The sequence below is a fragment of the Helicobacter sp. 13S00477-4 genome (assembly GCF_002272785.1).
GTDB lineage: Bacteria > Campylobacterota > Campylobacteria > Campylobacterales > Helicobacteraceae > Helicobacter_J.
Genome location: NZ_MLAS01000019.1, coordinates 1 through 26,745 on the forward strand (window position 1 = coordinate 1; position 26,745 = coordinate 26,745).

Sequence of the window (26,745 nt, forward strand, 5' to 3'; positions counted from 1 at the left end):
ATCAAGATTACCAACAATCCAAAGTGATATAAACCAAAAAACTATTTTGAAGAGTTTTTAAATTAATGAGGTTCACCTGAATGGGATTGGAATCATACAGGTATAAAGCTTAAGGTTTGCTGAGGGAAATCTAAAATATATAGCTATAAGATAGATAAAAATCTACAGGATTAGTAAAAACTTGACTTTGATTGGTAGTGTCAGTCACCCATTTAAAAGACCATATCTTATAAAGTCTTATCTTTGCACCTAATTCAAATCTATTGTGGTTTAAAAATGTCTTGGAAAGCCCTAAATTTACAAATAAACCATTGGTTTTTGTTTCTCCATCATTTTCTTTCATATCATCAATCCATTGTAAAAATTTTTTCCCCTCAAGCCACTCATACCCTCCTCCCAAAAACAAACCCCAAGGACTATCATCATTAGAGAAATTTATCAAATAGTCTGCAGCGGCACTATAACGGAACATATCATAAAATTTTGGAGGATCAAAACCTATATTTTTAAAATATGAATAATCAAATGTTGCATAGATTCTAAGTCCATTGTAAGGATTAAAATATTGTTGATATCCAGCTCTGACTCCAGAGGAAAAATCAACATTTTTATCCAAATTATCAATCTGAATAACTCCATTTTCAATGGAATTTGTTTTCATATAGCTCACCATTCCACCTATCTGCAACCCTGCAAATACTCCGGATTTATCATCAGCTTGCAGTGCATTTACGAACGAAATAAGAGCAATTGATATAAAAAATCTTTGAGAAATTGCGATCAGTTTTGATGTTTTCATCTATAATCCTTTGTTTATTTTATTTAATCAAGTCTTTCCATTGTTTTTCTGCCCAATTACTTACTGGCGTTATCAATAATGTTTGGGCTTGATCTTTTGCCCAATTAGTGGCTTGAGTCTTTTTTTTATTGATTTCGTTATTAAGTTGGGATTTTAATTCATTAGGCAAAGCTTTTTTATAAAGTTCAGCAAAATAATCTGCCATATCACCAATTTTCTTAATCCCTTTATCTTCAGAAAATTTATCACTAAAGCTTTGAGTTGATGAAACAATTTCTTGGGTTTTATTTTCCATCTCAGAAATAGAATCTATAGGTATAGGAGCACTAGAAATACTCCATTTATTAGTTTTTTGAGGAGAGTTGGTCGTATCTCCACTATTAGCGGTGATATTAACTCCAACAATACCAGAAGTAATATCTGTATGCTCATATGAACCTGAAGGAAGATTATTTTTTGTTAAATTAAGAGTATGGCTATTGTTAGATACAGAACTTCTAATAATTTTATTAGTATTTAATGTAGAAGTAGCAGGAGAAGTAGAATTGATATAAGAACCCTTTAGTGAAATGGTATCGTTAACAGAAACATTCAAATCATTAGATGAAATCCCACTGATTTGTGAAACTTCTTCAACTGAATTATTAGAAATTTTAAAATCAAAATCTGGATGAACACCTGTATCACTCCCTATATTATATCCACCCTTCATACCTGCCTTTAATATTGCAGAAGTAGAAGAATTAGTATCATTGAGACTACTAATCGATAGATTTTTTCCTATATTAGCATCAAGAGAGTTTGTAGAGATACTACCTCCTGTAAGAGTCACATCTTTAGTGGTTGTGATGTTAAGATTCCCTCCAGATAAAATGGCATTATTATGAGTAGTGGCATTAGAATTTGAATGAGAAAGTCCACCAGAAATACCTCCTCCTAAACTAACTCCACTATACCCATATCCTCCTTCTATACTTCCTTCAATATGTTTGCTATCAAAACTAGAATTATGTTTGTTTTGAGTAGCTAATATATTAAGATTTGCAGTAGAGATAGAACCAGAATCTTTAATATTTAAGGCAGATCCAATCAAATTGGTATTCTTAACAGTATTGAGTTTCAAACTTTTGGTATTAAAAATAGAACCTTGATAGGTAGCTATATCTTCATGCATGTTAGATTGAGAATAATTGCCTTTAAGTTTACCATTATAACCACCATTATAAGAAAACTCTATTTCCCCGCCATAAGAGTCAGTCTCTTCATTGGAACTGGAAGTATTTTTTGAGGAAGCGAGGGTAAAATTTTTGGTATCTATATTTGCTGTATTTGTATTGAGATAAGAACCTGTAATAGCCGTATCACCTGAAGCTTTTACATCTAAAGTGCCTATGTTGAGATTGCTACCCCTAGAAGTAGTCAAAGAATTTGATGAGCTATTTTTGGATTTTTGATATTTGGCATCAAGATTAGCATTTGTATCTCTGCCTTTAATCTGGGCATTAAGAGTAACATCAATGTCCTTTGAAGTAACACTAGATACCATATCGGTGCTTTCTTTAGCTGAGGAAATATTAAAATTATTGCTCACTATAGAAGCACTTGCTGCATTCACATCAGAACCAATAATATTGGTATCATTTTTAGAATCAATGTTTAAACTTTTAGCAAATATAGAAGAGGAAGAGGCGACTTTAGTAACGGTAGAGGTATGCATATGCGAATCTGTATGATGATAGCCTACAGAAATTTTTGGATTTTGTATACTGGATTTAAGATCAGATTTTAATGTCCCATACATATCCTTGATATTTTTGCCTTCAATATTTGAATTGGTAAAATTAGAAATAGTCTTAAATCCGTATATTTTACCTGTATAATCTAGAATAGTTTTTCCAACAGTTTTGGTTAAAATATTATTTTTATTACTAATCATGTCGCCAACTTCAGTAGGAACCTCTAATGCAATCCCTACTCTATCAGAAGTGGTTTTTACATCTTGATTGATTGTATGACTATCATCTAAAGAATTCACTAAGACATTTTTACCTTTGAGATTTATAAAATCAGCTTTAAGATCACTGGATTCTACTTTCACATCCCCAGAGCTAGAGATTAGATTGATATTATCAGAAACAATCGTTTGATTATGGTGTTTTGCAGTAGAGTCAGTGAGGGTTTCATCTCTAGTATCTTTGCCATAGCTTACTGATAGCTTGCCATTTTTAGCACTACCAGCAAAACCTGTAGTTTCTGTATAAGTATTAGTAATTTTAGTGTGAGAATCTGCCTTGTTGGATAATATAGTATCCCCACCGGAAAATATATTTAAGTCTTTAGAGTTTGAAATTAGATTATACACAGTAGTGCTACCTCCAGCAGAAATATTGATATGCTCTGCATTGATAGTATTAGCAAGATTGGTTGCAGTTTTTTCAGTGGTTGTAGTTGTGGTAGTTTTTTTAGAGAGAAAACCATTTTTAGTTTCTGTTGTACTCTCTTTCGTATAGGTAGTATTGAGTGTAGTATCAATCAGGATATTGCCACGGGCTTTGATAGAAATATCTTTATTTGCTTTAATATCCATAGAAGTCATTTTGACATTATCAGAATCAATATGAATATTTTTAGTCCTAATAGTAGAAATATCATTGGTGGTAGTTGAACTGATTTTATTCCTATCAATTTCATCAATACGAGTAGCAATAGTATCAACGTTTAGATTTTTGGTTTTGATATCTAAATCATTATTGGCATCAATACTAACTGCTTTCATAGTAGCATTGTTAGAATCAATAGAAATATTATTAGCACTTAATTGAGTGTCTTCTTTTCCACTTAGTATTTTGTCTGCAAAAAAACCTCTATATATATTTTTAACAGTTGGATCATTAAACACTACTTTATTAGAAGTTTTAATATTTCCCATTCTTTTCATATCTAAATTTGCACCAGAATATACATTCATATTACCCAGAGCATTTGCTTTGACTCCAATAAAAGTTATATTATTTTCAGAACTAAAATCCACATTGCTAGTAGAAAATAATTTTAAAGAGGTAAGATTCATATCACCAAAAGACGAAATAGAGACATCATTACTTTTAATTTGATTATCCAAAACATCATTTTCTTTGTCAACAAAATGACTAAAATTAGTAGTTATTGTATTATTATATGTATTGGTTGCAGTATCTATTGTCAACTTACCACTAGATTTAATAAATGTATTAAATCCTTCATTATCTATGCTTAAGGACATAAGATACATATCACGACTGCTATTAAAACCAACATATCCATTCTTAAATATACTACCTTTTTGAGTAGTGGTATTTTTATGAGTAACTCCACCTATATAGCTAGAAGCAGCCATAGCAGTGCCAATATTAATTGATGCGGAATTGATATAAGCATTGCCTAAAAATTCAGCTCCATTAATATTGGTATTTTCAGAATTGATAAAAATATTATTTGCCCTCATAATGGAGGTGGCATTTAACATTGTATTACTAGAAGTGGAATCTGTATTACATCTGGTTGTATTTTTTCCATTGATAAAAGGAATAGCAAAACAATTATACAAAGCATTTGCATTGCTTGTGCTAGTGGTTTTGATGGATACATCTTTGGCATTGATATTGATATTGCCATTTGCTTGGAGTTTGCTTGAATCAGAGCTAAAACTTTTAGCTAAAATATCCATATCCCCACTAGAATAGATAGTGCCATTGGTATTGGTGATATTATCTGAAGAGAGATAAAGTGAGCCTGCAGCTATAGCAGAGGTATTATAAAGACTACTAGCATCACTCATAGGAGTGCTTAGCAGATACGCACTATTAGCTGTGATGCCTATACCTACACTGGTAGGACTGAATGGATTTGCTTGGATAGCATTTAGGTGATTGTCAATGTCAGTTTTGTCCATCATAGCTGATAATAGAGCAGAATCTGATATGCTAGCTTGGAAACTATCTGTGTGCAAAAAGGCATTTGGGGTATGATAGATAGGATCAGTATCTATGCCATAGGTATGAGGAGTGGCATTGTAGTTGGTAATCATTGTACTGACATATTCACTCATCATCTTTTCTAATGGGATCGTAGGGATATGGAGGTCTTCTATGCTGAGGGTAGAGACCTTGGGAGCTGGGTGGTAGGTATGGTGGGTAGTGGAGCTATGACAATTCCATTTCGATACTGTAAAAAATCCCCAAACTCCACATTTACCTCCTGTTCTATCATAATCTGTCCTTGTCCCTACACTCTCTTCAGTCCTCTTGGGTGTAGGCGTGGTGTTGTTTAGGTTGGAGTGATTGATGAGCTCTCCTTTTGGAGTGGCGATGATAGAGCTGGTATTATTGATGAGGGTAGCTATGAGGTTGAGTGAGCCTTTTGCATAGATGATGGCAGGGTGGTAACTACCTGCTTTGAGTTCATCTTGTGTGGTAGTTGTCATATAATCATAAGTGCTATTTTTATCATCCCCTCCATCCCTGCTATAATGATGCTCTTTGGAAAGTATCTTGGACTCTAGCTCCATCTGACCTATATTGTCTATATTCCCTGTGGTAGTCATAGAGATGTTTTTTTCTCCAAAGATAATGGATTGATTTTTGATATTTGGAGCTGTTATGTGTAGATCGCCGCCTGCATAGATGATGGGTGTGGAAGTGTTTAGCTCTATAGGGGCAGTGGTGTTGTGTTCAATATGCTGTGCATTTTCTACGATTGGCTCTCTTGTGGCTTTGGTTATCTCTATATCACCATTACTATGGATGATGAAGCCTCCATCATGACCATCTCTTGAGGGAAAAGTAGCTAGTGTGCCACTATTTTTTACCCCCACGCCCTTCTCTGAAGCTACCAGATAAATAGAGTTCGCATATACTCCTCCCATATACGCTACATCTAGGGCTAGTGCTGGTTTTTGTGTCTTTACACTCTCATCAGTAGGCATAGAAACAGGCTGAAAAAGCAATACAGAAGCATTATTAGGGTCTAATGTGATGTTGTTTTGTCCCAAAATCATTGTTATCTTGCTAGCATCTATTTTGCCATTCACAGAAAGGGTTCTGGAGATGAGGTTGATGGCTTGGAGATTTTTGCCATTGAATGCACCGATATTGATGCTCCCATCTTTGATGAGGAATTTTAGAGATTTGAGGGCATCTTGCATATTTTTCATCATCAAAAATTGCTCATTGAACTTTTTGGAAAGCTCTCCAGCTATCATCGTTGAATTAGCAGTATTGATAAACCCACATCCATCACAAGTGATGCCATTAGGATTAGCAATGATTAGATTTGCCTTATCCCCACCTATCTCCATATAGCCCAATAGTGTAGAGGGATGTGAAGAAGTGATTTGATTTAAGATAAGTTTGGCAGTAGAAGAATGGTTTAGGTTTGGATTTGAGTTGATATATCCAGAAAGTTGGGTGAGGCTTGGAGAATCTTTAATATTGTTGAATATCAAGCCATTTTGATTGACATTGAAATCTTTGAAGGCATTGTTAGAAATGCCTGCTGCATTGGGTGTGGTGATATTGACTATAGGGATATTATTATGGGCTTTGATGACTTGTGGGGCGAAGGCATTGTTAGTCGTATCTGGTGTGAGTGGGAGTGGCTTGGGAAGAGCTGGATTTGAGATAGTGGTCGTATCTAGTGCAGATAAAGATGAAGCTAGAGAAATAGAGATAAGCCCAACAGCAAGTTTTATATATGGCATAAAATGAGATCTAGCACTTAGTGATTTTGTTGAATGTTTATTATGTCTTATACTTATATATGAATTTTTAGCTTTCATGTTTTATGCTTCATAGAATCTTGATTTATTTTATTCTCAGCGATAGTATAACTAGTTATCTTAAAAAATACTTAAAATTTTATATTTAATTTATCAAGGATTCATTTGATTATATTTTCAACCAAAATTTTGACTAAATAAATTTTATGATAAAAATTTGTAACTTTTTTAGAGATTCTATGCTACAATGCCAAATCTTGACAAAATATTCATAAAAGGAGCAGAAGATGAAAAGTATCAAAAAAGCTTTGATCATCACAGGATGTGTGATTTCACTCAGCACAAGTTCAGTATTAGCATATGATATGAGTGCAAAAGAAAAATCAGGATTGTTTGTAGGGGCAGAGGTAGGTTTTTCACTTGGGTATGGTTCGTTTTCAGATAAAGAAATTGATTCAAAAACTTCCAAAACAGAAGTAACTACAAATATGTTATATGGAGCAAAGCTAGGATATCAACAATATTTCAATGCCTATAATGGACTCAGGGTCTATGGGACATTTGACTATACTAACTTCACTGTCGCAGCAAGTGATCCGGTGTCAAATTGGGATTCTTTCAAATACAGTGCAGATATTGACTATCTTTTGAATTTTTCTGATAGTGATAGTCCTTGGGGATTCTTCGTAGGTGCGGGATATCAATGGGTACAGGCTAAAGGTCTTTCTGATCTAAAAAAGGCATCAAAAGGTAATAGTACAGGGAAGGTAATGGATAATGGTTTTGTCATCAACGCAGGATTTTCAAAAATCATCAGCAATCATAATCGCCTAGAATTAGGTGTGAAGGTTCCATTATACAACTATGTAAAGGCTCATGCAACTGATACAGATGCAGATGCAGTCATGGATGCAGTCACAAGAAATGCAGTAGATATTTATCTCTCTTATAGCTATTCGTTCTAAATAAAAGATTTTAGGATTTGGAAAAATGAGATGGGCAAAGGCAAGCGTGATAAGAAAGCTAAAATCCTTATCTTGCTCATAGCCTCAACCTTATCAGCAAACCCCACTTCTATCCAGCAAACAGAGTCTCAAGAAAAACAACAATCAGTTCCTGCTCCTAAATGCTTTATCATCAATCAAATAGAACTAGATTTTATAAATCTACCTCCAAAATCTCAAAAAAAATTTTCTTATGCTCGTCATATTATTGATAGATTCAAATCCCATCACCTCAATGATTGTTTGACCCCCATAGACATCACAAATCTCCTCTCCAAACTCCAAATGCACACTCAATCCAAAGGCTATACCACTACACGTTTTGGTCTGAGTGTCCAATCACTCTCTAGCCATACCTTACATATCTTAGCAGAAGTAGGCACTATAGGGAAAATAAACTCTATTGACCAAGCTCATATGCTTTCTTTCAAAAAAGATTTTCCTATCAAAGAAGGAGAAATCTTTGATCTGCGAAAAGTAGAAATCGGTATGAATAATCTCCGAAGCTTGAAGTATATAAACCCTCAAATCTACCTAACTCCAAATGATGATGATCCTAATAAAAGTAACCTCACTATCTACACACACAAAATATCTCTACCTGTATTTTTGGGAGCTAATATAGATAATGGTGGGAATATCGGACAAAACTATCAAACCTCTGTATATGGGAGCTGGGAAAATCCACTACATCTCTCCGATAAGCTAAGCTTCTATGCACTATCTTCCCTGCCAATAGATAAGAAAAACCATAGCTATTATGTATCTGGCAGCTATTCTATGCCTATTAGACGAGTAAGTATATCTATAGATGGATCGTATTCAGATTCAGCACAAGAAATTCCATTTGCCAATATCACGCCTATATACAAAGGTAAAAATATCAATATAGATGTGAAAGCCAAAATCCTTATCTATGCAAATGATAAAAATCAAGTCTCTTTAAATTTTGATGGTGGGGCTAGGCTTATGGAAAGCTACTTGGATAATATTCGTCTTGATGTCCAGAGTCGAAATCTAAGCGATATATCACTGAGCCTAGGCTATCAAAGGAAGATACTTGATTCTATCTTCAATATCTCTCTTGGAGTGCTGCAAGGACTCCCTATATTCAAAAAACATGATGAAAAAATCCATACCAATTATCTTTATACGATACCTAGTATCAATATGTACCTATATACTCCCTTCAAATTATTCACACTAGGGCTGGCATATAGGAGTAGTTTCCAAACTCAGATTTCTCAAGATAGGCTCTATGCAAGTCAAAAAATGAGTATTGGGAGTCGCTACACTGTAAGGGGCTTCAATCATTTCAGTATCAGTGGTCAAATGGGTATGTTGTATAAAAATGATTTGATGCTTTATCTGCCTAGTTTCTGGAATATCATTATAGCTCCAAATATAGGACTAGATTGGGGAATGGTGCGGGATTTGGTGAGTGATGATGAGGGTGGAAGTTTGCTTGGAGGAGGGATTGGCTTGGATGTGATGTATAAATATTTTAACACTCAAATTTCTTTGAATATGCCATTTTATAATCCCTACAAAGCTCCTGCACAAAATCTTTTTTTCTCCATAGGGTTGAATTGGTAAGAGAAAAAATACTTTAAACCCTCTATTACACTCCCTTAGCTTTACAACTATTTGCTAAAGGATTTTTGGTAACAATATTCTTTTTTTTCAATCCACATATAAAATCTTGGATTATTTCTTTTTTTATCAAAATGGGATTATGGATTTGAACCACTTTGCTATAAATACCTAAAAATTCTCCCTGCCTATTGAAATAGGGTTTGCCAAAATCTATATCTTTGGAAACATTTGCAGGTAAGGAATATCCATAAAAAACTTTTTCTCTTGAGTGGTTGTCATACCCTCCTCCCAAAAACAAACCCCAAGGACTATCATCATTAGAGAAATTTATCAAATAATCTGCACTAGCAGTATAACGGAACATATCATAAAATTTTGGAGGATCAAAACCTATATTTTTAAAATATGTATTTATAGCTTAACATCACTTCATAAGGGGTTAAAGAATAAGTTGGTTTACTTGTTGCATTCTGACTCGCATTATAAATATATGCAGGTATCTTACCCATAATCTCTATGCGATGATGATTATCTAAAAGCAATGAAGCCCCAAATCTTGGAGTGAGTAAAATACTCATATTGCCTATTATTGGATGGTCATTGGCAGAATCTTTAATTTTGGCATTTGATATCAAAGCATTAACTCCCCCCTCTAACCCAATAAAAAACCCTAAACTATTGCTTTCATCAAATTTGATCACATCAAATAAAGCATCCATACCAACAGAGAGGTTTAGCATATAGCTAGGGTAGTTTATATCTTTATTGGCTTGATTGACAAGGTTGGTATTGCCATAGCCAATAGCACCTATCCATCTGAGTCCATACATATCCTTATCATCAAAATGGTATTCATTGCCAATATTGAGGTTGAGTAAGTATCCATAGCCTTTGTAGGCATTTTTGATATTACAACCCGGAATGTAAGTGATAGTTGAATCAGTTCCGAGTCCTGCCCATTTATAATCTGTATAACCTTCCATACTTTTGTCAATATTACCATACACATACCCACCTTCTACACCGATATAAAACCTCGCTTGACTCAAAGATACTAGAGATGCTAAGATTGCTAAGGTGGTGAGTAGTTTTGGTTTTTTCATTGGATTATCCTTTGTTTTGGGTTTATTTCTTTATGCCGACTGCTTTATCAAGTATATCTTGAGTCTCTTTGACAAAGCTATTTTTTGAGCCTGCTGTTTTTCTATCATATTGCTGCACAGCCCATTTTGCAGCTTGCTTGGCTTTTTGGGTGGCAAAGTCATTGATATCATCTTTTGCCTTGTCAGGGACTAGGTCTTTATACATATCCCCTAGATAATCTCCTCCCTTTTTTATGCTTGTTTTGAATTTATCTTTGAGGCTACTTTGAGACATTATTTTGTCTTTGTATTCTATTGATTTTTTGGCAAAATCTCTGATATTATCAGTGCTTGCTTGCCAATAGTCTTTTTTATAGCCCAGATTGAGGTTTTTTGAAATATCAGGTTTTTGAGGTTCTTGGGTGGGTTTGGCATTTCCAGATAAAGCTATTGAGATTTCTCCCATTTTAGGTGGCTTGAAGTTAAAGTTCATCTCTCCACTCAATCCACTAGCCCCTACTTTGGCAGATGCACTCTGAGAAAAGGAAGTAGAAGTGTGGTAAGTCGTATCATCTTGGTGGGCTTGTTTTATCATAGTCGTAGAATTGATATGCTTGGCATTGATACTAGAAGTATTATTTGATGCTTGCGAGGCTATGAGGGTTAGGCGATTGGCATTGAGTGTGCTTTGCTTATAGGTATTTGAGCTAGAGATATCAGATTTTTGGGAAACATTCCCACTTACACCTACATCAAACCCTCCATTATAGCTAGCCTCTATACTACCACCATAAGATAGGGTATCACTCCTTTTATCTTCCGTATCTTGGGAAGCTTGAAGGTTGAATTCCTTTGTTTGTATCGTAGCTGTATGAGTATTTAAAGTTGAGCCGATGATATTAGTGCTTTGAGCAGTATTTATATCTAGAGTGTCTATATTTAGCTTGCTAGCTGTATGGGTGATGGAGTTTTGATGAGTATTATTATCAGTGTTTTGATAGGCAAGCTCAGCACTGATGCCTGTATCCTTGCCTTTTATCTTCGTGCTAAATGTGAGGGAAGTACTCTGGGTATTGGTCTTGGAATCTTGATTGGAAGTGTTTTTTGCAGAAAGGATACTTAGATTTTTAGCTTTTATATAAGCATTTTTAGCTTCTAAATCAGAGCCAATAATATGAGTATCTTCCTTAGAAATGATGAGTAAATTTGTGCTAGAGAGATTGGAGCTAGAGGCAAAAGTTTGGCTCTGATGGGCATCATTTGTGGTAGTAGTGTGGCTGATACCTATAGAGACTCCTGGATGAAGGACATCATCTTTTATCTCACTCCCAAGCTCCCCTAATGTCTGACCGGGCATAAGCTTATCACCAAATTCAGAAATAGTCTTGAGTCCTCTGATATTCTTACCAGTAGCAAGGAGCGACTTCGTGCTATCTAATGCAGTGGTGCCTAGTATCGTGCCTATATTGCTCGTGGCAATACCTGTGGGAGCAGCGATAGAAATACCTATCCTATTGCTCTTAGTAACGCTGTGGTTATCACTAAAGGCGGTATTTGCCAGTGAGCTTACAGATATATTATCCCCACTCAAAGCTATCAAACCATCATAGCTAGTGGAGAGATCAGAAGACTCTATGGCTACATTACCACGACTAGAGACTATAGAGATATGATCAGCATTGATCGCTTCATTGTGATGGGTAGCCCAGCTGCTATGGGCATCACTTGTGGTGTGATCAGTACCCGCACTCAAAGAAAGCTTGCCATTAGCTGCACTCCCATACAAACCGATCGTATCGATACTCTGGTGTATGGTCTGTGAAATATTATCAGCGTGGTTGGATAGCTTGGTATCTCCTCCTGAGTCAATAGAAAAATCCTGTGCTTTGGAAGAGAGATTATAAGCAGTGGTATTGCCAGTGGAATGGAAGCTGATATTTTTAGCTTTGAGCGTATTGGCGATATTAAAACTTGAGGAATCCTCAGTTGTAGTAGTGGTAGTCGTAGAGGTCAAAGCAAAGGTTGCTTTAGTCGCACTGTGTTCTTTGCTAGAGCTATACTCTGTCGTGGTGAGCCTATGGTAAGAATCATTAGTTGCTGTATCAAGTGTGAGATTTTTGCCTGCATAAAAAGTAATATTTTCATCTGCACTCATATCAATAGAGCTAAAATCCAAATCCCCACTCCCATCCAAAGTAATGTTACCTCCTGAATGAAATGTCGAGCTTTGCTGTGTGGAACTCGTATCTGTGCGTCCATTATCTTGGTAATGATCTTTAGCTGTAGCAATGCTGACTTTTAGATTTTTGGCTTTTAGTTTCATATTGCCAGTCGTATTTATGCTTGCACCTTGTATGGATAGAGAATTTTTTGCATCAATAAAAATATTATTTGCCCTCATAATGGAGGTGGCATTTAACATTGTATTACTAGAAGTGGAATCTGTATTACATCTGGTTGTATTTTTTCCATTGATAAAAGGAATAGCAAAACAATTATACAAAGCATTTGCATTGCTTGTGCTAGTGGTTTTGATGGATACATCTTTGGCATTGATATTGATATTGCCATTTGCTTGGAGTTTGCTTGAATCAGAGCTAAAACTTTTAGCTAAAATATCCATATCCCCACTAGAATAGATAGTGCCATTGGTATTGGTGATATTATCTGAAGAGAGATAAAGTGAGCCTGCAGCTATAGCAGAGGTATTATAAAGACTACTAGCATCACTCATAGGAGTGCTTAGCAGATACGCACTATTAGCTGTGATGCCTATACCTACACTGGTAGGACTGAATGGATTTGCTTGGATAGCATTTAGGTGATTGTCAATGTCAGTTTTGTCCATCATAGCTGATAATAGAGCAGAATCTGATATGCTAGCTTGGAAACTATCTGTGTGCAAAAAGGCATTTGGGGTATGATAGATAGGATCAGTATCTATGCCATAGGTATGAGGAGTGGCATTGTAGTTGGTAATCATTGTACTGACATATTCACTCATCATCTTTTCTAATGGGATCGTAGGGATATGGAGGTCTTCTATGCTGAGGGTAGAGACCTTGGGAGCTGGGTGGTAGGTATGGTGGGTAGTGGAGCTATGACAATTCCATTTCGATACTGTAAAAAATCCCCAAACTCCACATTTACCTCCTGTTCTATCATAATCTGTCCTTGTCCCTACACTCTCTTCAGTCCTCTTGGGTGTAGGCGTGGTGTTGTTTAGGTTGGAGTGATTGATGAGCTCTCCTTTTGGAGTGGCGATGATAGAGCTGGTATTATTGATGAGGGTAGCTATGAGGTTGAGTGAGCCTTTTGCATAGATGATGGCAGGGTGGTAACTACCTGCTTTGAGTTCATCTTGTGTGGTAGTTGTCATATAATCATAAGTGCTATTTTTATCATCCCCTCCATCCCTGCTATAATGATGCTCTTTGGAAAGTATCTTGGACTCTAGCTCCATCTGACCTATATTGTCTATATTCCCTGTGGTAGTCATAGAGATGTTTTTTTCTCCAAAGATAATGGATTGATTTTTGATATTTGGAGCTGTTATGTGTAGATCGCCGCCTGCATAGATGATGGGTGTGGAAGTGTTTAGCTCTATAGGGGCAGTGGTGTTGTGTTCAATATGCTGTGCATTTTCTACGATTGGCTCTCTTGTGGCTTTGGTTATCTCTATATCACCATTACTATGGATGATGAAGCCTCCATCATGACCATCTCTTGAGGGAAAAGTAGCTAGTGTGCCACTATTTTTTACCCCCACGCCCTTCTCTGAAGCTACCAGATAAATAGAGTTCGCATATACTCCTCCCATATACGCTACATCTAGGGCTAGTGCTGGTTTTTGTGTCTTTACACTCTCATCAGTAGGCATAGAAACAGGCTGAAAAAGCAATACAGAAGCATTATTAGGGTCTAATGTGATGTTGTTTTGTCCCAAAATCATTGTTATCTTGCTAGCATCTATTTTGCCATTCACAGAAAGGGTTCTGGAGATGAGGTTGATGGCTTGGAGATTTTTGCCATTGAATGCACCGATATTGATGCTCCCATCTTTGATGAGGAATTTTAGAGATTTGAGGGCATCTTGCATATTTTTCATCATCAAAAATTGCTCATTGAACTTTTTGGAAAGCTCTCCAGCTATCATCGTTGAATTAGCAGTATTGATAAACCCACATCCATCACAAGTGATGCCATTAGGATTAGCAATGATTAGATTTGCCTTATCCCCACCTATCTCCATATAGCCCAATAGTGTAGAGGGATGTGAAGAAGTGATTTGATTTAAGATAAGTTTGGCAGTAGAAGAATGGTTTAGGTTTGGATTTGAGTTGATATATCCAGAAAGTTGGGTGAGGCTTGGAGAATCTTTAATATTGTTGAATATCAAGCCATTTTGATTGACATTGAAATCTTTGAAGGCATTGTTAGAAATGCCTGCTGCATTGGGTGTGGTGATATTGACTATAGGGATATTATTATGGGCTTTGATGACTTGTGGGGCGAAGGCATTGTTAGTCGTATCTGGTGTGAGTGGGAGTGGCTTGGGAAGAGCTGGATTTGAGATAGTGGTCGTATCTAGTGCAGATAAAGATGAAGCTAGAGAAATAGAGATAAGCCCAACAGCAAGTTTTATATATGGCATAAAATGAGATCTAGCACTTAGTGATTTTGTTGAATGTTTATTATGTCTTATACTTATATATGAATTTTTAGCTTTCATGTTTTATGCTTCATAGAATCTTGATTTATTTTATTCTCAGCGATAGTATAACTAGTTATCTTAAAAAATACTTAAAATTTTATATTTAATTTATCAAGGATTCATTTGATTATATTTTCAACCAAAATTTTGACTAAATAAATTTTATGATAAAAATTTGTAACTTTTTTAGAGATTCTATGCTACAATGCCAAATCTTGACAAAATATTCATAAAAGGAGCAGAAGATGAAAAGTATCAAAAAAGCTTTGATCATCACAGGATGTGTGATTTCACTCAGCACAAGTTCAGTATTAGCATATGATATGAGTGCAAAAGAAAAATCAGGATTGTTTGTAGGGGCAGAGGTAGGTTTTTCACTTGGGTATGGTTCGTTTTCAGATAAAGAAATTGATTCAAAAACTTCCAAAACAGAAGTAACTACAAATATGTTATATGGAGCAAAGCTAGGATATCAACAATATTTCAATGCCTATAATGGACTCAGGGTCTATGGGACATTTGACTATACTAACTTCACTGTCGCAGCAAGTGATCCGGTGTCAAATTGGGATTCTTTCAAATACAGTGCAGATATTGACTATCTTTTGAATTTTTCTGATAGTGATAGTCCTTGGGGATTCTTCGTAGGTGCGGGATATCAATGGGTACAGGCTAAAGGTCTTTCTGATCTAAAAAAGGCATCAAAAGGTAATAGTACAGGGAAGGTAATGGATAATGGTTTTGTCATCAACGCAGGATTTTCAAAAATCATCAGCAATCATAATCGCCTAGAATTAGGTGTGAAGGTTCCATTATACAACTATGTAAAGGCTCATGCAACTGATACAGATGCAGATGCAGTCATGGATGCAGTCACAAGAAATGCAGTAGATATTTATCTCTCTTATAGCTATTCGTTCTAAATAAAAGATTTTAGGATTTGGAAAAATGAGATGGGCAAAGGCAAGCGTGATAAGAAAGCTAAAATCCTTATCTTGCTCATAGCCTCAACCTTATCAGCAAACCCCACTTCTATCCAGCAAACAGAGTCTCAAGAAAAACAACAATCAGTTCCTGCTCCTAAATGCTTTATCATCAATCAAATAGAACTAGATTTTATAAATCTACCTCCAAAATCTCAAAAAAAATTTTCTTATGCTCGTCATATTATTGATAGATTCAAATCCCATCACCTCAATGATTGTTTGACCCCCATAGACATCACAAATCTCCTCTCCAAACTCCAAATGCACACTCAATCCAAAGGCTATACCACTACACGTTTTGGTCTGAGTGTCCAATCACTCTCTAGCCATACCTTACATATCTTAGCAGAAGTAGGCACTATAGGGAAAATAAACTCTATTGACCAAGCTCATATGCTTTCTTTCAAAAAAGATTTTCCTATCAAAGAAGGAGAAATCTTTGATCTGCGAAAAGTAGAAATCGGTATGAATAATCTCCGAAGCTTGAAGTATATAAACCCTCAAATCTACCTAACTCCAAATGATGATGATCCTAATAAAAGTAACCTCACTATCTACACACACAAAATATCTCTACCTGTATTTTTGGGAGCTAATATAGATAATGGTGGGAATATCGGACAAAACTATCAAACCTCTGTATATGGGAGCTGGGAAAATCCACTACATCTCTCCGATAAGCTAAGCTTCTATGCACTATCTTCCCTGCCAATAGATAAGAAAAACCATAGCTATTATGTATCTGGCAGCTATTCTATGCCTATTAGACGAGTAAGTATATCTATAGATGGATCGTATTCAGATTCAGCACAAGAAATTCCATTTGCCAATATCACGCCTATATACAAAGGTAAAAATATCAATATAGATGTGAAAGCCAAAATCCTTATCTATGCAAATGATAAAAATCAAGTCTCTTTAAATTTTGATGGTGGGGCTAGGCTTATGGAAAGCTACTTGGATAATATTCGTCTTGATGTCCAGAGTCGAAATCTAAGCGATATATCACTGAGCCTAGGCTATCAAAGGAAGATACTTGATTCTATCTTCAATATCTCTCTTGGAGTGCTGCAAGGACTCCCTATATTCAAAAAACATGATGAAAAAATCCATACCAATTATCTTTATACGATACCTAGTATCAATATGTACCTATATACTCCCTTCAAATTATTCACACTAGGGCTGGCATATAGGAGTAGTTTCCAAACTCAGATTTCTCAAGATAGGCTCTATGCAAGTCAAAAAATGAGTATTGGGAGTCGCTACACTGTAAGGGGCTTCAATCATTTCAGTATCAGTGGTCAAATGGGTATGTTGTATAAAAATGATTTGATGCTTTATCTGCCTAGTTTCTGGAATATCATTATAGCTCCAAATATAGGACTAGATTGGGGAATGGTGCGGGATTTGGTGAGTGATGATGAGGGTGGAAGTTTGCTTGGAGGAGGGATTGGCTTGGATGTGATGTATAAATATTTTAACACTCAAATTTCTTTGAATATGCCATTTTATAATCCCTACAAAGCTCCTGCACAAAATCTTTTTTTCTCCATAGGGTTGAATTGGTAAGAGAAAAAATACTTTAAACCCTCTATTACACTCCCTTAGCTTTACAACTATTTGCTAAAGGATTTTTGGTAACAATATTCTTTTTTTTCAATCCACATATAAAATCTTGGATTATTTCTTTTTTTATCAAAATGGGATTATGGATTTGAACCACTTTGCTATAAATACCTAAAAATTCTCCCTGCCTATTGAAATAGGGTTTGCCAAAATCTATATCTTTGGAAACATTTGCAGGTAAGGAATATCCATAAAAAACTTTTTCTCTTGAGTGGTTGTCATAAAAATCTGCTTCTTTTATAGATGCAGTCCTGTTGACTCCAAAAGTATTGCTATCTTCAAGAGTAGGGAAATAAAGACCACCTAAAATAAGCTTCTTTGTCGGGGTTGTAGAGGAAATATTTTGCGAGTATTTATCATAAATCCTTTTATGATAATAGCTTTCGCTCCTGATATTACAATAATCATCTGTGAAAGCTGAAGTTTTGAGTAATGCAAGCCCTTTATCGGTATCCATTGCTTTGAGCTGAAGTTGTGCGATACAAATCAAAGGTTTTGCACTATCATCTTGCATTTTGGCAAAAATCTTTTTTGGGTAAAGCCCTGAATGATAAGTCAACTCGGATGAAGTCAAATAAAATCCATTTTTTAACAATAATGCAAAACCTTGCCGCAAGCTACCATCATCAAAAAAAACAGTGAGTATAACTGTACTATAAATCCAATCAAAATTCTTTGACATTGCAAAAGGAAAATCAGCCTGAGTTGTTTGGATAGGCTGATTTTCATCATCTAAAATATCTTCTGATGCCCTCAATCCTATATAGGAAACAAAAATCAAGCAAACAACACAACCAATAAAAGGAAATATATTTTTACGCACTAGATTTGACTTCCAAGCAATTTTAAATTTTAAAATCTTATTTTCAGACTAAAATCGGTAAAATTTCAAAAGTTTTAAAAAATTTATTTTCAACCCAAAAAGGATACCGATAAAAATGGAAGAATTGAAAACATATCAACCCTCACAAGAAGAACTAAGCAAGCTTGAATATGCACTCATATCGACAAAAAAAGGAAATATACTCATCAAACTTTTTGCAAATGATGCCCCTCAGACAGTGATGAATTTTGCCACTTTAGTAAAAAATGACTTTTATAATGGATTAAAATTTCATCGTGTGATACCGGGATTTGTAGCACAAGGCGGATGCCCTTTTGGAACTGGGACAGGTGGACCTGGATATAGAATCCAATGTGAGCTTGCCAACAACCCTAACAAGCACAAAAAAGGTTCTTTATCAATGGCTCATGCAGGTAGAGATACGGGTGGGAGTCAATTTTTCTTATGTTTCACAGAATTGCCTCATCTTGATGGTGAGCATACTGTATTTGGCAAAATCCAAACAGAAGACAAGACAAGTTTAGATACTTTAGATTCACTTCAAGCCAATGATGTGATTGAAAAAATAGATATTTTGGAAGGAAAACCTGAACAATAAGGTCAAAATAAGGTGAATAAAAGTGATACAATAAGTATTCTTTATGCAACTGCCATAACCTTATCTTTGATATATGCTCCTCAGCCATTGACGCCTCTTTTAGCTAATTATTTCAATATTAAGCCTGATAATGCAGCCTTCATCATTAGTCTGACATTATTACCTATGGCTATAGCCCCTGCTATATATGGCTATTTTTTAGAAAAAATTTCTCCCAAAAAAATATTGATTTTTTCAATGTTTATGTGCGGGATACTTCAGTTTATAAGTACATTAAGCAATGATTTTTATGTTTTTTTGACCCTTAGGCTTTTGCAGTCGCTTTTCTTTCCAGCAATTTTAACAACCCTTTTGACAATCTTGACGCGTTTAAGCACAGCAGATATTCAAAAAAATAGTAGCCTTTATGTGAGTGCGACTATTATAGGAGGTCTTATAGGTAGGATAGTTGGGAGTTATCTCACAGGCATATCCTCTTGGCAAACTTCTTTTAATATATTTGCAATCTTGATGGTATTGGGTGGTTTTTGGCTCTTTGGTATTGAAGATATCAAAAAAACTAGCACTTCAAAAATCACTTTCAAATCTGTGTTTCCATTCTTAAAAGATCGTCGTTATATTTGGCTATTGTCAAGTGTATTTATTATGTTTTTTTCATTCCAAACAATTTTGTCTTTTTTGCCTTTCTTTTTAGTAGATTCTAACCCCCTCATTACTGAAAGTCAAATTGGTTTTATCTATATTGGATATTTGGCTGGGATTGTCGTGTCTTTATTCGCAACCAAAACAACACGAATAATGCATTCAAAACCAAATGCTATATCACTTGGGCTTGTGGTATTTGGCATTGGTGTGTTGATTGTATTGAGTGAAGATTTTTATATCATTTTATTAGGAATGTTTATTTTATGTGCGGGTTCTTTTACTGCTCATTCTATCCTAACAGCACTTATGAATTCAATTTCTGAGGGTAAAAAAGGTATTACAAATGGCTTATACCTGACATTTTATTATACAGGTGGTGTCTTGGGTTCTTTTATCCCTTCATTTTTTTATCATTATTTTGGCTGGTGGTTTGTTTGCCTCTTTACTAGTATCATACTATTTTTGAATGCCTTTTTATTCCTAAGGTATAAATATATTTATCTGAAAGCATAGTTATGAATATCAAAAACAACATAGCACAAGATTTTTTTTCCCTAGTCTATGGTGAAGAACCTCAAGAAGCAAATATCAATACAGAATCCCTCAGCCCAAAAGAAGAAATTTTTGCCATTATCCTCTCTTATAACAATAGGAATAAAAATATCTTTTTGAATATGCCACTTTTCAAAGAAATTTTTGAAAACATTCATATAAAGCACAATGAGAAAAATGCAAAATCACTCCAAAAATCAGTCTTAGACTCATTGCAATCTGAAAGCAACCTAGAGACGATATACAAAATCTTTGAACACCTCAACACCCTCAAACTAGAAGGGATTATCCTTTATGAAGAAGAGCAGTGCATAAAAACGAGTTTCAAACATAAGATATATGAACTCAATGGCACACTCAAAAAAAATACCAAAACCTCAACAAAAATAAAAAAACCAAATACTTTTAATATTGAAGAAAGCTGGTTTCACCAATGTATCCAAGATATGCAAAAACTTTTTTCCCAAATACAAGACACAAGCCTAATGCCACAATGGCTTGAAGATTTTATAAACAAACAAATCTCATCCCTCAAAGATGCAAAGTTTGAAATCACACTTTGTGGAATTGCGAAATCTGGAAAATCCACTTTATTAAATACCCTACTATATCAAGAAATCCTACCAACTTCAGCTATCCCTGAATCAACCAATAAAATAACAATCATTTATAGCCCTAAAGCAAAAGGAGAAGTGAAGTTTTTTTCCCAAAGCCAATGGGAACAATTACTTCAAAATCTATATTTTAATAATGAATCAAGCAATATCATCAAAGAAAACCAACAAATTTTTGATAAATATGTTGAATCTTACATCACTAAAGAAGGATTGCAAACAGAAATAAAACTCAATGAAATCAAAACTTATGCTAGCAATGAACAAATTTCAAAATTATCTTATCTAGTCAAAGAAATAACAATCTATTCGCCCATAAGCCTTTTGAAAAATAATCTAGTCTTTATCAATACACCTAATATCAACACAAAGCTTAATTACAAAATCCAGCAAACAGAAAATTCTATTTCTAATAGTATCATTACGCTTTATCTCATCAATGCCTCTAAACCAATCACTCAAAATGATATCGAATTCTTATCTGATATCATTCATTATGAGAATCTTGAGAGGGTTTTGATTGTTTTCACACGCACTGATTTGGTCAATCTCCCTGACTTGAAAAACTTAAGTCAAAAAATCCTTGAAGGAATCCAAAAATCACAAAATCATTCCTCAAAAGCCATAAAAAAAAATATTTCAAAAATAGATTTTATCCCAGTATCAAGCACTCTTGCCCTACTCCATAGGACAAATCGCTCTGATGAAGCACTTTCAAGGGGGTATGATCTTGAGGATACAGGTATCATAGCCCTTGAAAAATACATCAATGATATTGTTTTCAAACAACCTATCAAATACTCAAAAAACCTAATACTAAATGTTTATATGATATTACAAACTGCTATCAAAAAAACTTTAGATTCTATTGAAAAATCAAATCAAAAAGAAAAAATCCCAGCTTTAGAGGCTAAACTCAAACATATCAGGAAAGAAGTCATCGCACTCAATGAAGTAATGATAAAAACAATTGATACCACTATTTTGAATTCAAAAATAAAAATCAAAGACTTAGACTTGAACCTCAAAGAACATTTACTTGATTTTATTTCTTATGAAACTTCAAAAAATCGTTACATCAATACGACTAAAATAGAAAATATCATCGCTAATAATCTGAAAGATAGTCTAAAATACCTCATCGAAAAAACCCAAGAGGATTTTGACAAAAAAATGAAAACTTTTTTAGACAATATAAATAAAATTTACAGCTCTATACAATTAGATGACTTTGGGCTTAATTTGCTCAAATCCTACCAAAATCAAATCATTACAGATATAAAATACCAGTATACCGAAGGTGATCTCAATCTCTATACTAATGAACTTAAAAAATATATCAACCATATACTTCAAGATGGAGCAAAAATACAAGATATTCAAGACAACATCAACAAAGCCTTTGAAATCAACTACAAAAACATAATCAACCATTTGGAAGAAAAGATTCAAGATAAAAAAATAAAGCTTACACAAAACATTACCAAAATGTTTTCATCACTAGAATCTATAATCAAAAATGACAACGATGATATTGATGACAAACCAATCTTAGAACCTAAAAAAATTCAAAATCTAAAAACCATTGAACAAACAATCTTACAAAAAATCAAAGAGCTAAAGGTATTCAAATGAGCTATATTTCAAGCTTCATCAAACAATATCAATCAATCCAAAATAACCTTGCTCCACAATTTACCTCTGATATCAAAGGGTTATTAAAAGAAATATCCTATAAGATAATGGACGAAAAATTTTCTCCCTCTGTAGAACTCAAACTTGCCCTAAAAAACCTAAACAAAAAAATCAAAGAACCCTTAAAAGTAATGATTATAGGTGGCAAAGATAGTAGCAAAGCAACTTTTATCAACACGATTTTAAAAAGCCATGTCTTGCCAAACACTCAAATGTACTCCCAAAAAGAATACAATATCAGCTATGGATATACAAAATCAATCATTGCATACCATAAAGACAAAACTTCTTCTGGCTTAAATACCCTTTCACTCAATACACTCACACAAGAAGAACTCAATAAAATCAATTATTTTGAGATCAAATCCCCTAAACCCATATTTAAAGAAATCAACCTATGCAAATACCCTGATATTGAACTAAACAATGAAGAAAGTTTCACATCAAGTATTGAAAAAATCAAGCAAGCTGATATACTCATATGGCTAAATCGTGTCGATGATCTAGCAAATGCCGAAGAATTAAATGCACTAAAACCATATATCGCACAAAAATCCTCTCTATCTCTATGCCTAATCACGCATATAGATATCCTCGAAAAATCAGAAGATATCATTCCAGTGCTAAACTTTGCCAAAGAACATTTTGGGGAAATGTTCAAAGACATCCTACCCATATCACCAATCATACTTTCTAAAGAATTAGGTATTGATGAAGAATTTTTCCTGCAAAAACAACTCCAAAAACTCTTTTGTGATTATTCGGCATTCAAATCTCAAGATATGAAAAAACACAAAAATTTACTTATAAAAGGATTCAAAGAAAGTATCCAAAATATCTCAACATTTTATAAAAATATCCCTTCAATCCCCCAAGAACTACAAAATCAAGAAATAAATTTCAATGCTATCTTTGAACGCCTCAACCTTGAGCTTATCCCTCTTGCTAAAAAACAAAAAGAAGATTCTATCAAAAAACAATTACTGCATATCGTTGAAAAAATCAAAAAAAACTATGAAGGACTCATTCAAAATTACTCAAAATTACTCACATTACTACAGTATCAAACTAACCTGTTGTTAGAAAACATCACAAACTCCAAAGAAAAAATCCTCCAAGAGCTAGATATATTTTTTAAAAGTCTAGAATCTGATCATAATAATATCATCGATAGTATCTTGAACAACATCAAACCAGAAAAAACAAAAATACTCTTACAAAATGATGGTAGCATATCCCAACTTTTCATAAAAAAAACAAAAAATTTCACTACTTACAAAATAGACTCTCAAACCATCTATCAAGAACTCTTAGATACAAAATCAAAACCTTATAGAATATATAAAGCACTCAATTATAAATTTTTAAAACTAGCTTCAAGTATTGCTTTGATATTTGAAAAAAATGCTAATGCTTTCAATATTGAACTAAAAAAATGGCAAATTCAAAATGAGTTTATCAAAAAAAGAGAAAGCATCTTAAGCGATTCAAACTACAATAATTTAAGGATATTTGCTTCTAAAATATATGAAAATATTACTTTGGATTTCATTGAATGTCTTTTTGAAGCCAATGAAGAAATTCAGATGCTTTTTTGCAAAATCAATACCCAAATTGAATCTACACGCAAACTTTGTATCAAATATACTTTGTCTGTGTTATTTGAAAGATTTTATAACGATTGTCAAAATGCAAGTTTTCATCCTGCACAAAAATCTCTGCCACCGACAAAAAATGAAATCTCTCAATCAATCAATCAAACCTTTTCAATCAATGAATTTAAAAATACACTCCTATACAAAGATGATTCTTTGATTGAAATTTTTGAAAATCTAAGTAAAAATATCACACAAATACAAAAAGAAAAAATCATCCTTATCCAAAAAAATATCCAAGAATTGAGATTACTACTAACAACTATCAATCAAGCCCATGAAAGCATCTTTTTAAAGCAAAACAATGGATAAGAAAGATCTTGTCAAACTATTTTTTGAAAGCATTTTCTTCCTTATCCTCATCATAATCTTGATAATCTATAGGAAAAAACTCAAAAAATGAAAGAATTCTTCTCATCTATTGAACAAATCTTATTTTGTCCAACTATCGCAGAAAAAATCTCAAATTTTAAAGATTTTTATTCAGATTTTTTAGAATCCAAAATCCTCTACAACCCCAATCAAGATCTAAGGATTCAAGCCCAACCTTCCTATTTTAACCTTTGTCAAATAACTCATCCGACAAAAATCTCACGTCCAAAAAAACTCACTACAAATAGAAATATCGCTAAAATTATCCACTCAATAGCCCATATTGAATATAGTGCTATTGACTTAGCCCTAGATACAGCTTATCGCTTCAGGAATTTGCCAACTCAATATTATCAAGATTGGATTGAAGTAGCCAATGAAGAAATCCAACATTTCCAATTACTGGAAGCTATTTTACAAGAACTAGGATTTTGTTATGGTGATTTTGATGTCCATGACAACCTTTATCAAGCGATGATGATAACACATTCATCTCTAGCAGACAGGATAGGATTAGTACATCGTGGACTTGAAGCTATGGGACTAGATGCCAATCCATTTGTCATACAAAAAATACAAACCACTACCCATCCGATAAAATCAAAAATCATCCAAACCCTACACATCATCCTCAAAGATGAAATTTCCCATGTTTCAAAGGGGAGCAAATGGTGGAAAACAATCCAACCCAATCAAGATGCCTTTGCCCAACTCATAAAAAAATTTAATTATTTCAACTTTTCTGGCAAGATACTCAATACTCAAGCACGTCTTCAAGCAGGATTTTCACTTGAAGAAATAAAAGAACTTGAAGTCAACCATATAAAACCTTAACGATATTGAAAACTAAAATCTTATCAATTCAAATCCTTTTTCCTCCAAAATATGCCTTAAACTCATCAATAAAATCTTTATTCTCATTTATTCTTTTGCTAATAAAGAAGGGTTATGTAGTGAAATATTCTGAAATCTTTAGTAATTGTTCTTTTAAAGAAAGGATACGCCCTGTATCACCATCATAAAATGCGTTGTCTTTATCTAAATCAATCCCTTTGAGAGCTGATTCTAACTGATTGAGTCCTAAAGCACTTATATTAGAATAAAATACAGCAAGTTGTCCATTTGAATTTTTTAAGTTTTTTATTTTCTGTTTCAATTCATTGATTTTGGCAATATTGTTTTCATAGAGTTGCTTGAGTGCTATTGCTTCAGGAGTAGGTTTAGGTATTTCCACTTCTGGTTTAGAAGTAACAACCTCTGCATCTACTGAAGGAGATTTTAGAGGTTCAGTTGTATTTTTTATGGGGTTATCAACCATTAAACCATTAAAATCTTTAATTTCTTTGAAAGCAATTAATTTACTATACCCCCCCCCCATAAGTAAAAAAATCAATTTTATATTGACATTTATGAAAATAAGTTTTATAATATTCTAAACATTTGACAAAAAAAGGTTCTACAATGAAAATGAAAAAAACATACTTAAAAATCTCAACAATAGTTTGCTTGATTGCTTATGGGGGGGGGGCATCATTAAAAGCTGACTCTATCTCTACAGGCAGTTCAGTATCAACAACTCAACCAATCCAGTCCTTCAATATAAACCTTCAAACGGCACTCTCTTTCTCCAAAGACAAAGCTAAATCAAGCATAGAAGAGCAATTCAAAGCTCTCAATGAGAATAAGGCTAAAATAGAAAAAGAATTTGATAACTTAAATCAAACTTTAACTTATCAAAATAATAATATAATCAGTCAAATTAATTTAATAAAATACTCACTAACGGAGATAAGCAATGACAGTTACCAAAATATTCAAGATGTAAAACAATTGACTAATTGGATAAATTATTTTAAAGAAACATTAAGGAATACTAAAAAAAGTAATTTTTGGATATTGCAGTATTTAATAGATAGTGATTTGAATAAAAATGGAACAATTAAAACAACTGAAATTCAAAGCACAAATAAAAATATTCGAAACGAAGCTGGCGATAATGCTTTCATAAATTTAATGGATTTACAAAGATATTATACCAACCTCGCAACAATCCAAACTAATATCCAAACCAATCAAACAAACCTCCAAGCCACCAAAGACAAAATAGCTCAATATGATACATTAATCGCTCAAATAACCACCCTAGCTAAAATACAACAAAAAGCTATCTCCACTATCCATTCAGAACAAAAAACACTCTCATCT

17 protein-coding genes are annotated in these 26,745 nt (G+C 33.9%); 10 read left to right on the top strand and 7 right to left on the bottom strand.

The genetic code is table 11. The features are described from left to right. Window positions 1–130 precede the first annotated feature (130 nt). Window positions 131–799, bottom strand: a complete 669-nt coding sequence (locus BKH44_RS08005) for an outer membrane beta-barrel protein (RefSeq protein ID WP_095272170.1) — start codon at window positions 797–799, stop codon at window positions 131–133. 19 nt (window positions 800–818) lie between these two features. Next, a complete protein-coding gene (locus BKH44_RS08010; RefSeq protein ID WP_095272173.1) occupies window positions 819–6,614 on the bottom strand; it encodes a hemagglutinin repeat-containing protein in 5,796 nt (1,931 codons plus the stop codon). 227 nt (window positions 6,615–6,841) lie between these two features. On the opposite strand from BKH44_RS08010, the gene BKH44_RS08015 reads away from it, so the two are divergent. After that, window positions 6,842–7,519 carry an outer membrane beta-barrel protein gene (locus BKH44_RS08015; protein WP_095272176.1) on the top strand — a complete coding sequence of 226 codons (678 nt, stop codon included), beginning with the start codon at window positions 6,842–6,844 and terminating at the stop codon, window positions 7,517–7,519. Between the two features lie 30 nt (window positions 7,520–7,549). Beyond that, window positions 7,550–9,154, top strand: coding sequence for a ShlB/FhaC/HecB family hemolysin secretion/activation protein (locus tag BKH44_RS08020; protein ID WP_095272179.1), 1,605 nt, complete (start codon window positions 7,550–7,552; stop codon window positions 9,152–9,154). 25 nt (window positions 9,155–9,179) lie between these two features. Here the strand turns inward: BKH44_RS08020 and BKH44_RS08025 are convergent, their stop codons facing one another. The 3 genes from BKH44_RS08025 to BKH44_RS08035 are packed head-to-tail and all read right to left on the bottom strand — an operon-like array spanning window position 9,180 to window position 14,968. After that, the gene (locus tag BKH44_RS08025; protein WP_095272182.1) at window positions 9,180–9,518 is read right to left on the bottom strand and encodes a hypothetical protein; all 339 of its coding nucleotides are present in this window, start codon (window positions 9,516–9,518) and stop codon (window positions 9,180–9,182) included. A 34-nt stretch (window positions 9,519–9,552) separates the two neighbouring features. Next, a complete protein-coding gene (locus BKH44_RS08030) occupies window positions 9,553–10,257 on the bottom strand; it encodes an outer membrane beta-barrel protein (RefSeq protein ID WP_095272185.1) in 705 nt (234 codons plus the stop codon). A 22-nt stretch (window positions 10,258–10,279) separates the two neighbouring features. Continuing rightward, the gene (locus tag BKH44_RS08035) at window positions 10,280–14,968 is read right to left on the bottom strand and encodes a hemagglutinin repeat-containing protein (RefSeq protein WP_095272188.1); all 4,689 of its coding nucleotides are present in this window, start codon (window positions 14,966–14,968) and stop codon (window positions 10,280–10,282) included. A 227-nt stretch (window positions 14,969–15,195) separates the two neighbouring features. On the opposite strand from BKH44_RS08035, the gene BKH44_RS08040 reads away from it, so the two are divergent. Both BKH44_RS08040 and BKH44_RS08045 read left to right on the top strand, forming a co-directional pair. Then, window positions 15,196–15,873, top strand: coding sequence for an outer membrane beta-barrel protein (locus BKH44_RS08040; protein WP_095272176.1), 678 nt, complete (start codon window positions 15,196–15,198; stop codon window positions 15,871–15,873). A gap of 30 nt (window positions 15,874–15,903) precedes the next feature. Next, window positions 15,904–17,508, top strand: coding sequence for a ShlB/FhaC/HecB family hemolysin secretion/activation protein (locus BKH44_RS08045; protein ID WP_095272179.1), 1,605 nt, complete (start codon window positions 15,904–15,906; stop codon window positions 17,506–17,508). A 25-nt stretch (window positions 17,509–17,533) separates the two neighbouring features. Here BKH44_RS08045 and BKH44_RS08050 read toward each other — a convergent pair whose 3' ends face one another. Beyond that, the gene (locus BKH44_RS08050) at window positions 17,534–18,388 is read right to left on the bottom strand and encodes a hypothetical protein (protein ID WP_095272191.1); all 855 of its coding nucleotides are present in this window, start codon (window positions 18,386–18,388) and stop codon (window positions 17,534–17,536) included. A gap of 115 nt (window positions 18,389–18,503) precedes the next feature. Between BKH44_RS08050 and BKH44_RS08055 the strand changes: the two genes are divergently transcribed. From BKH44_RS08055 to BKH44_RS08075, 5 genes are all read left to right on the top strand, one after another. Continuing rightward, entirely contained in the window at window positions 18,504–19,007 is a 504-nt protein-coding gene (locus BKH44_RS08055; protein WP_095272194.1) for a peptidylprolyl isomerase, read from the top strand. A 12-nt stretch (window positions 19,008–19,019) separates the two neighbouring features. Further along, a complete protein-coding gene (locus BKH44_RS08060; RefSeq protein ID WP_095272197.1) occupies window positions 19,020–20,165 on the top strand; it encodes an MFS transporter in 1,146 nt (381 codons plus the stop codon). 2 nt (window positions 20,166–20,167) lie between these two features. After that, window positions 20,168–22,453, top strand: a complete 2,286-nt coding sequence (locus BKH44_RS08065; RefSeq protein WP_095272200.1) for a dynamin family protein — start codon at window positions 20,168–20,170, stop codon at window positions 22,451–22,453. Beyond that, complete coding sequence (locus BKH44_RS08070; protein ID WP_095272203.1) at window positions 22,450–24,480, top strand: hypothetical protein; 2,031 nt, start codon at window positions 22,450–22,452, stop codon at window positions 24,478–24,480. Before BKH44_RS08065 ends, BKH44_RS08070 begins: the two co-directional genes overlap by 4 nt. A gap of 87 nt (window positions 24,481–24,567) precedes the next feature. Then, a complete protein-coding gene (locus tag BKH44_RS08075) occupies window positions 24,568–25,374 on the top strand; it encodes a ferritin-like domain-containing protein (RefSeq protein ID WP_095272206.1) in 807 nt (268 codons plus the stop codon). Window positions 25,375–25,486: 112 nt separating this feature from the next. Here the strand turns inward: BKH44_RS08075 and BKH44_RS08080 are convergent, their stop codons facing one another. Further along, complete coding sequence (locus BKH44_RS08080; protein WP_095272208.1) at window positions 25,487–25,918, bottom strand: hypothetical protein; 432 nt, start codon at window positions 25,916–25,918, stop codon at window positions 25,487–25,489. An 83-nt stretch (window positions 25,919–26,001) separates the two neighbouring features. Here BKH44_RS08080 and BKH44_RS08085 point away from each other — a divergent pair. Next, on the top strand, window positions 26,002–26,745 hold a 744-nt coding region (locus BKH44_RS08085), incomplete at its 3' end, for a hypothetical protein (protein ID WP_143428331.1).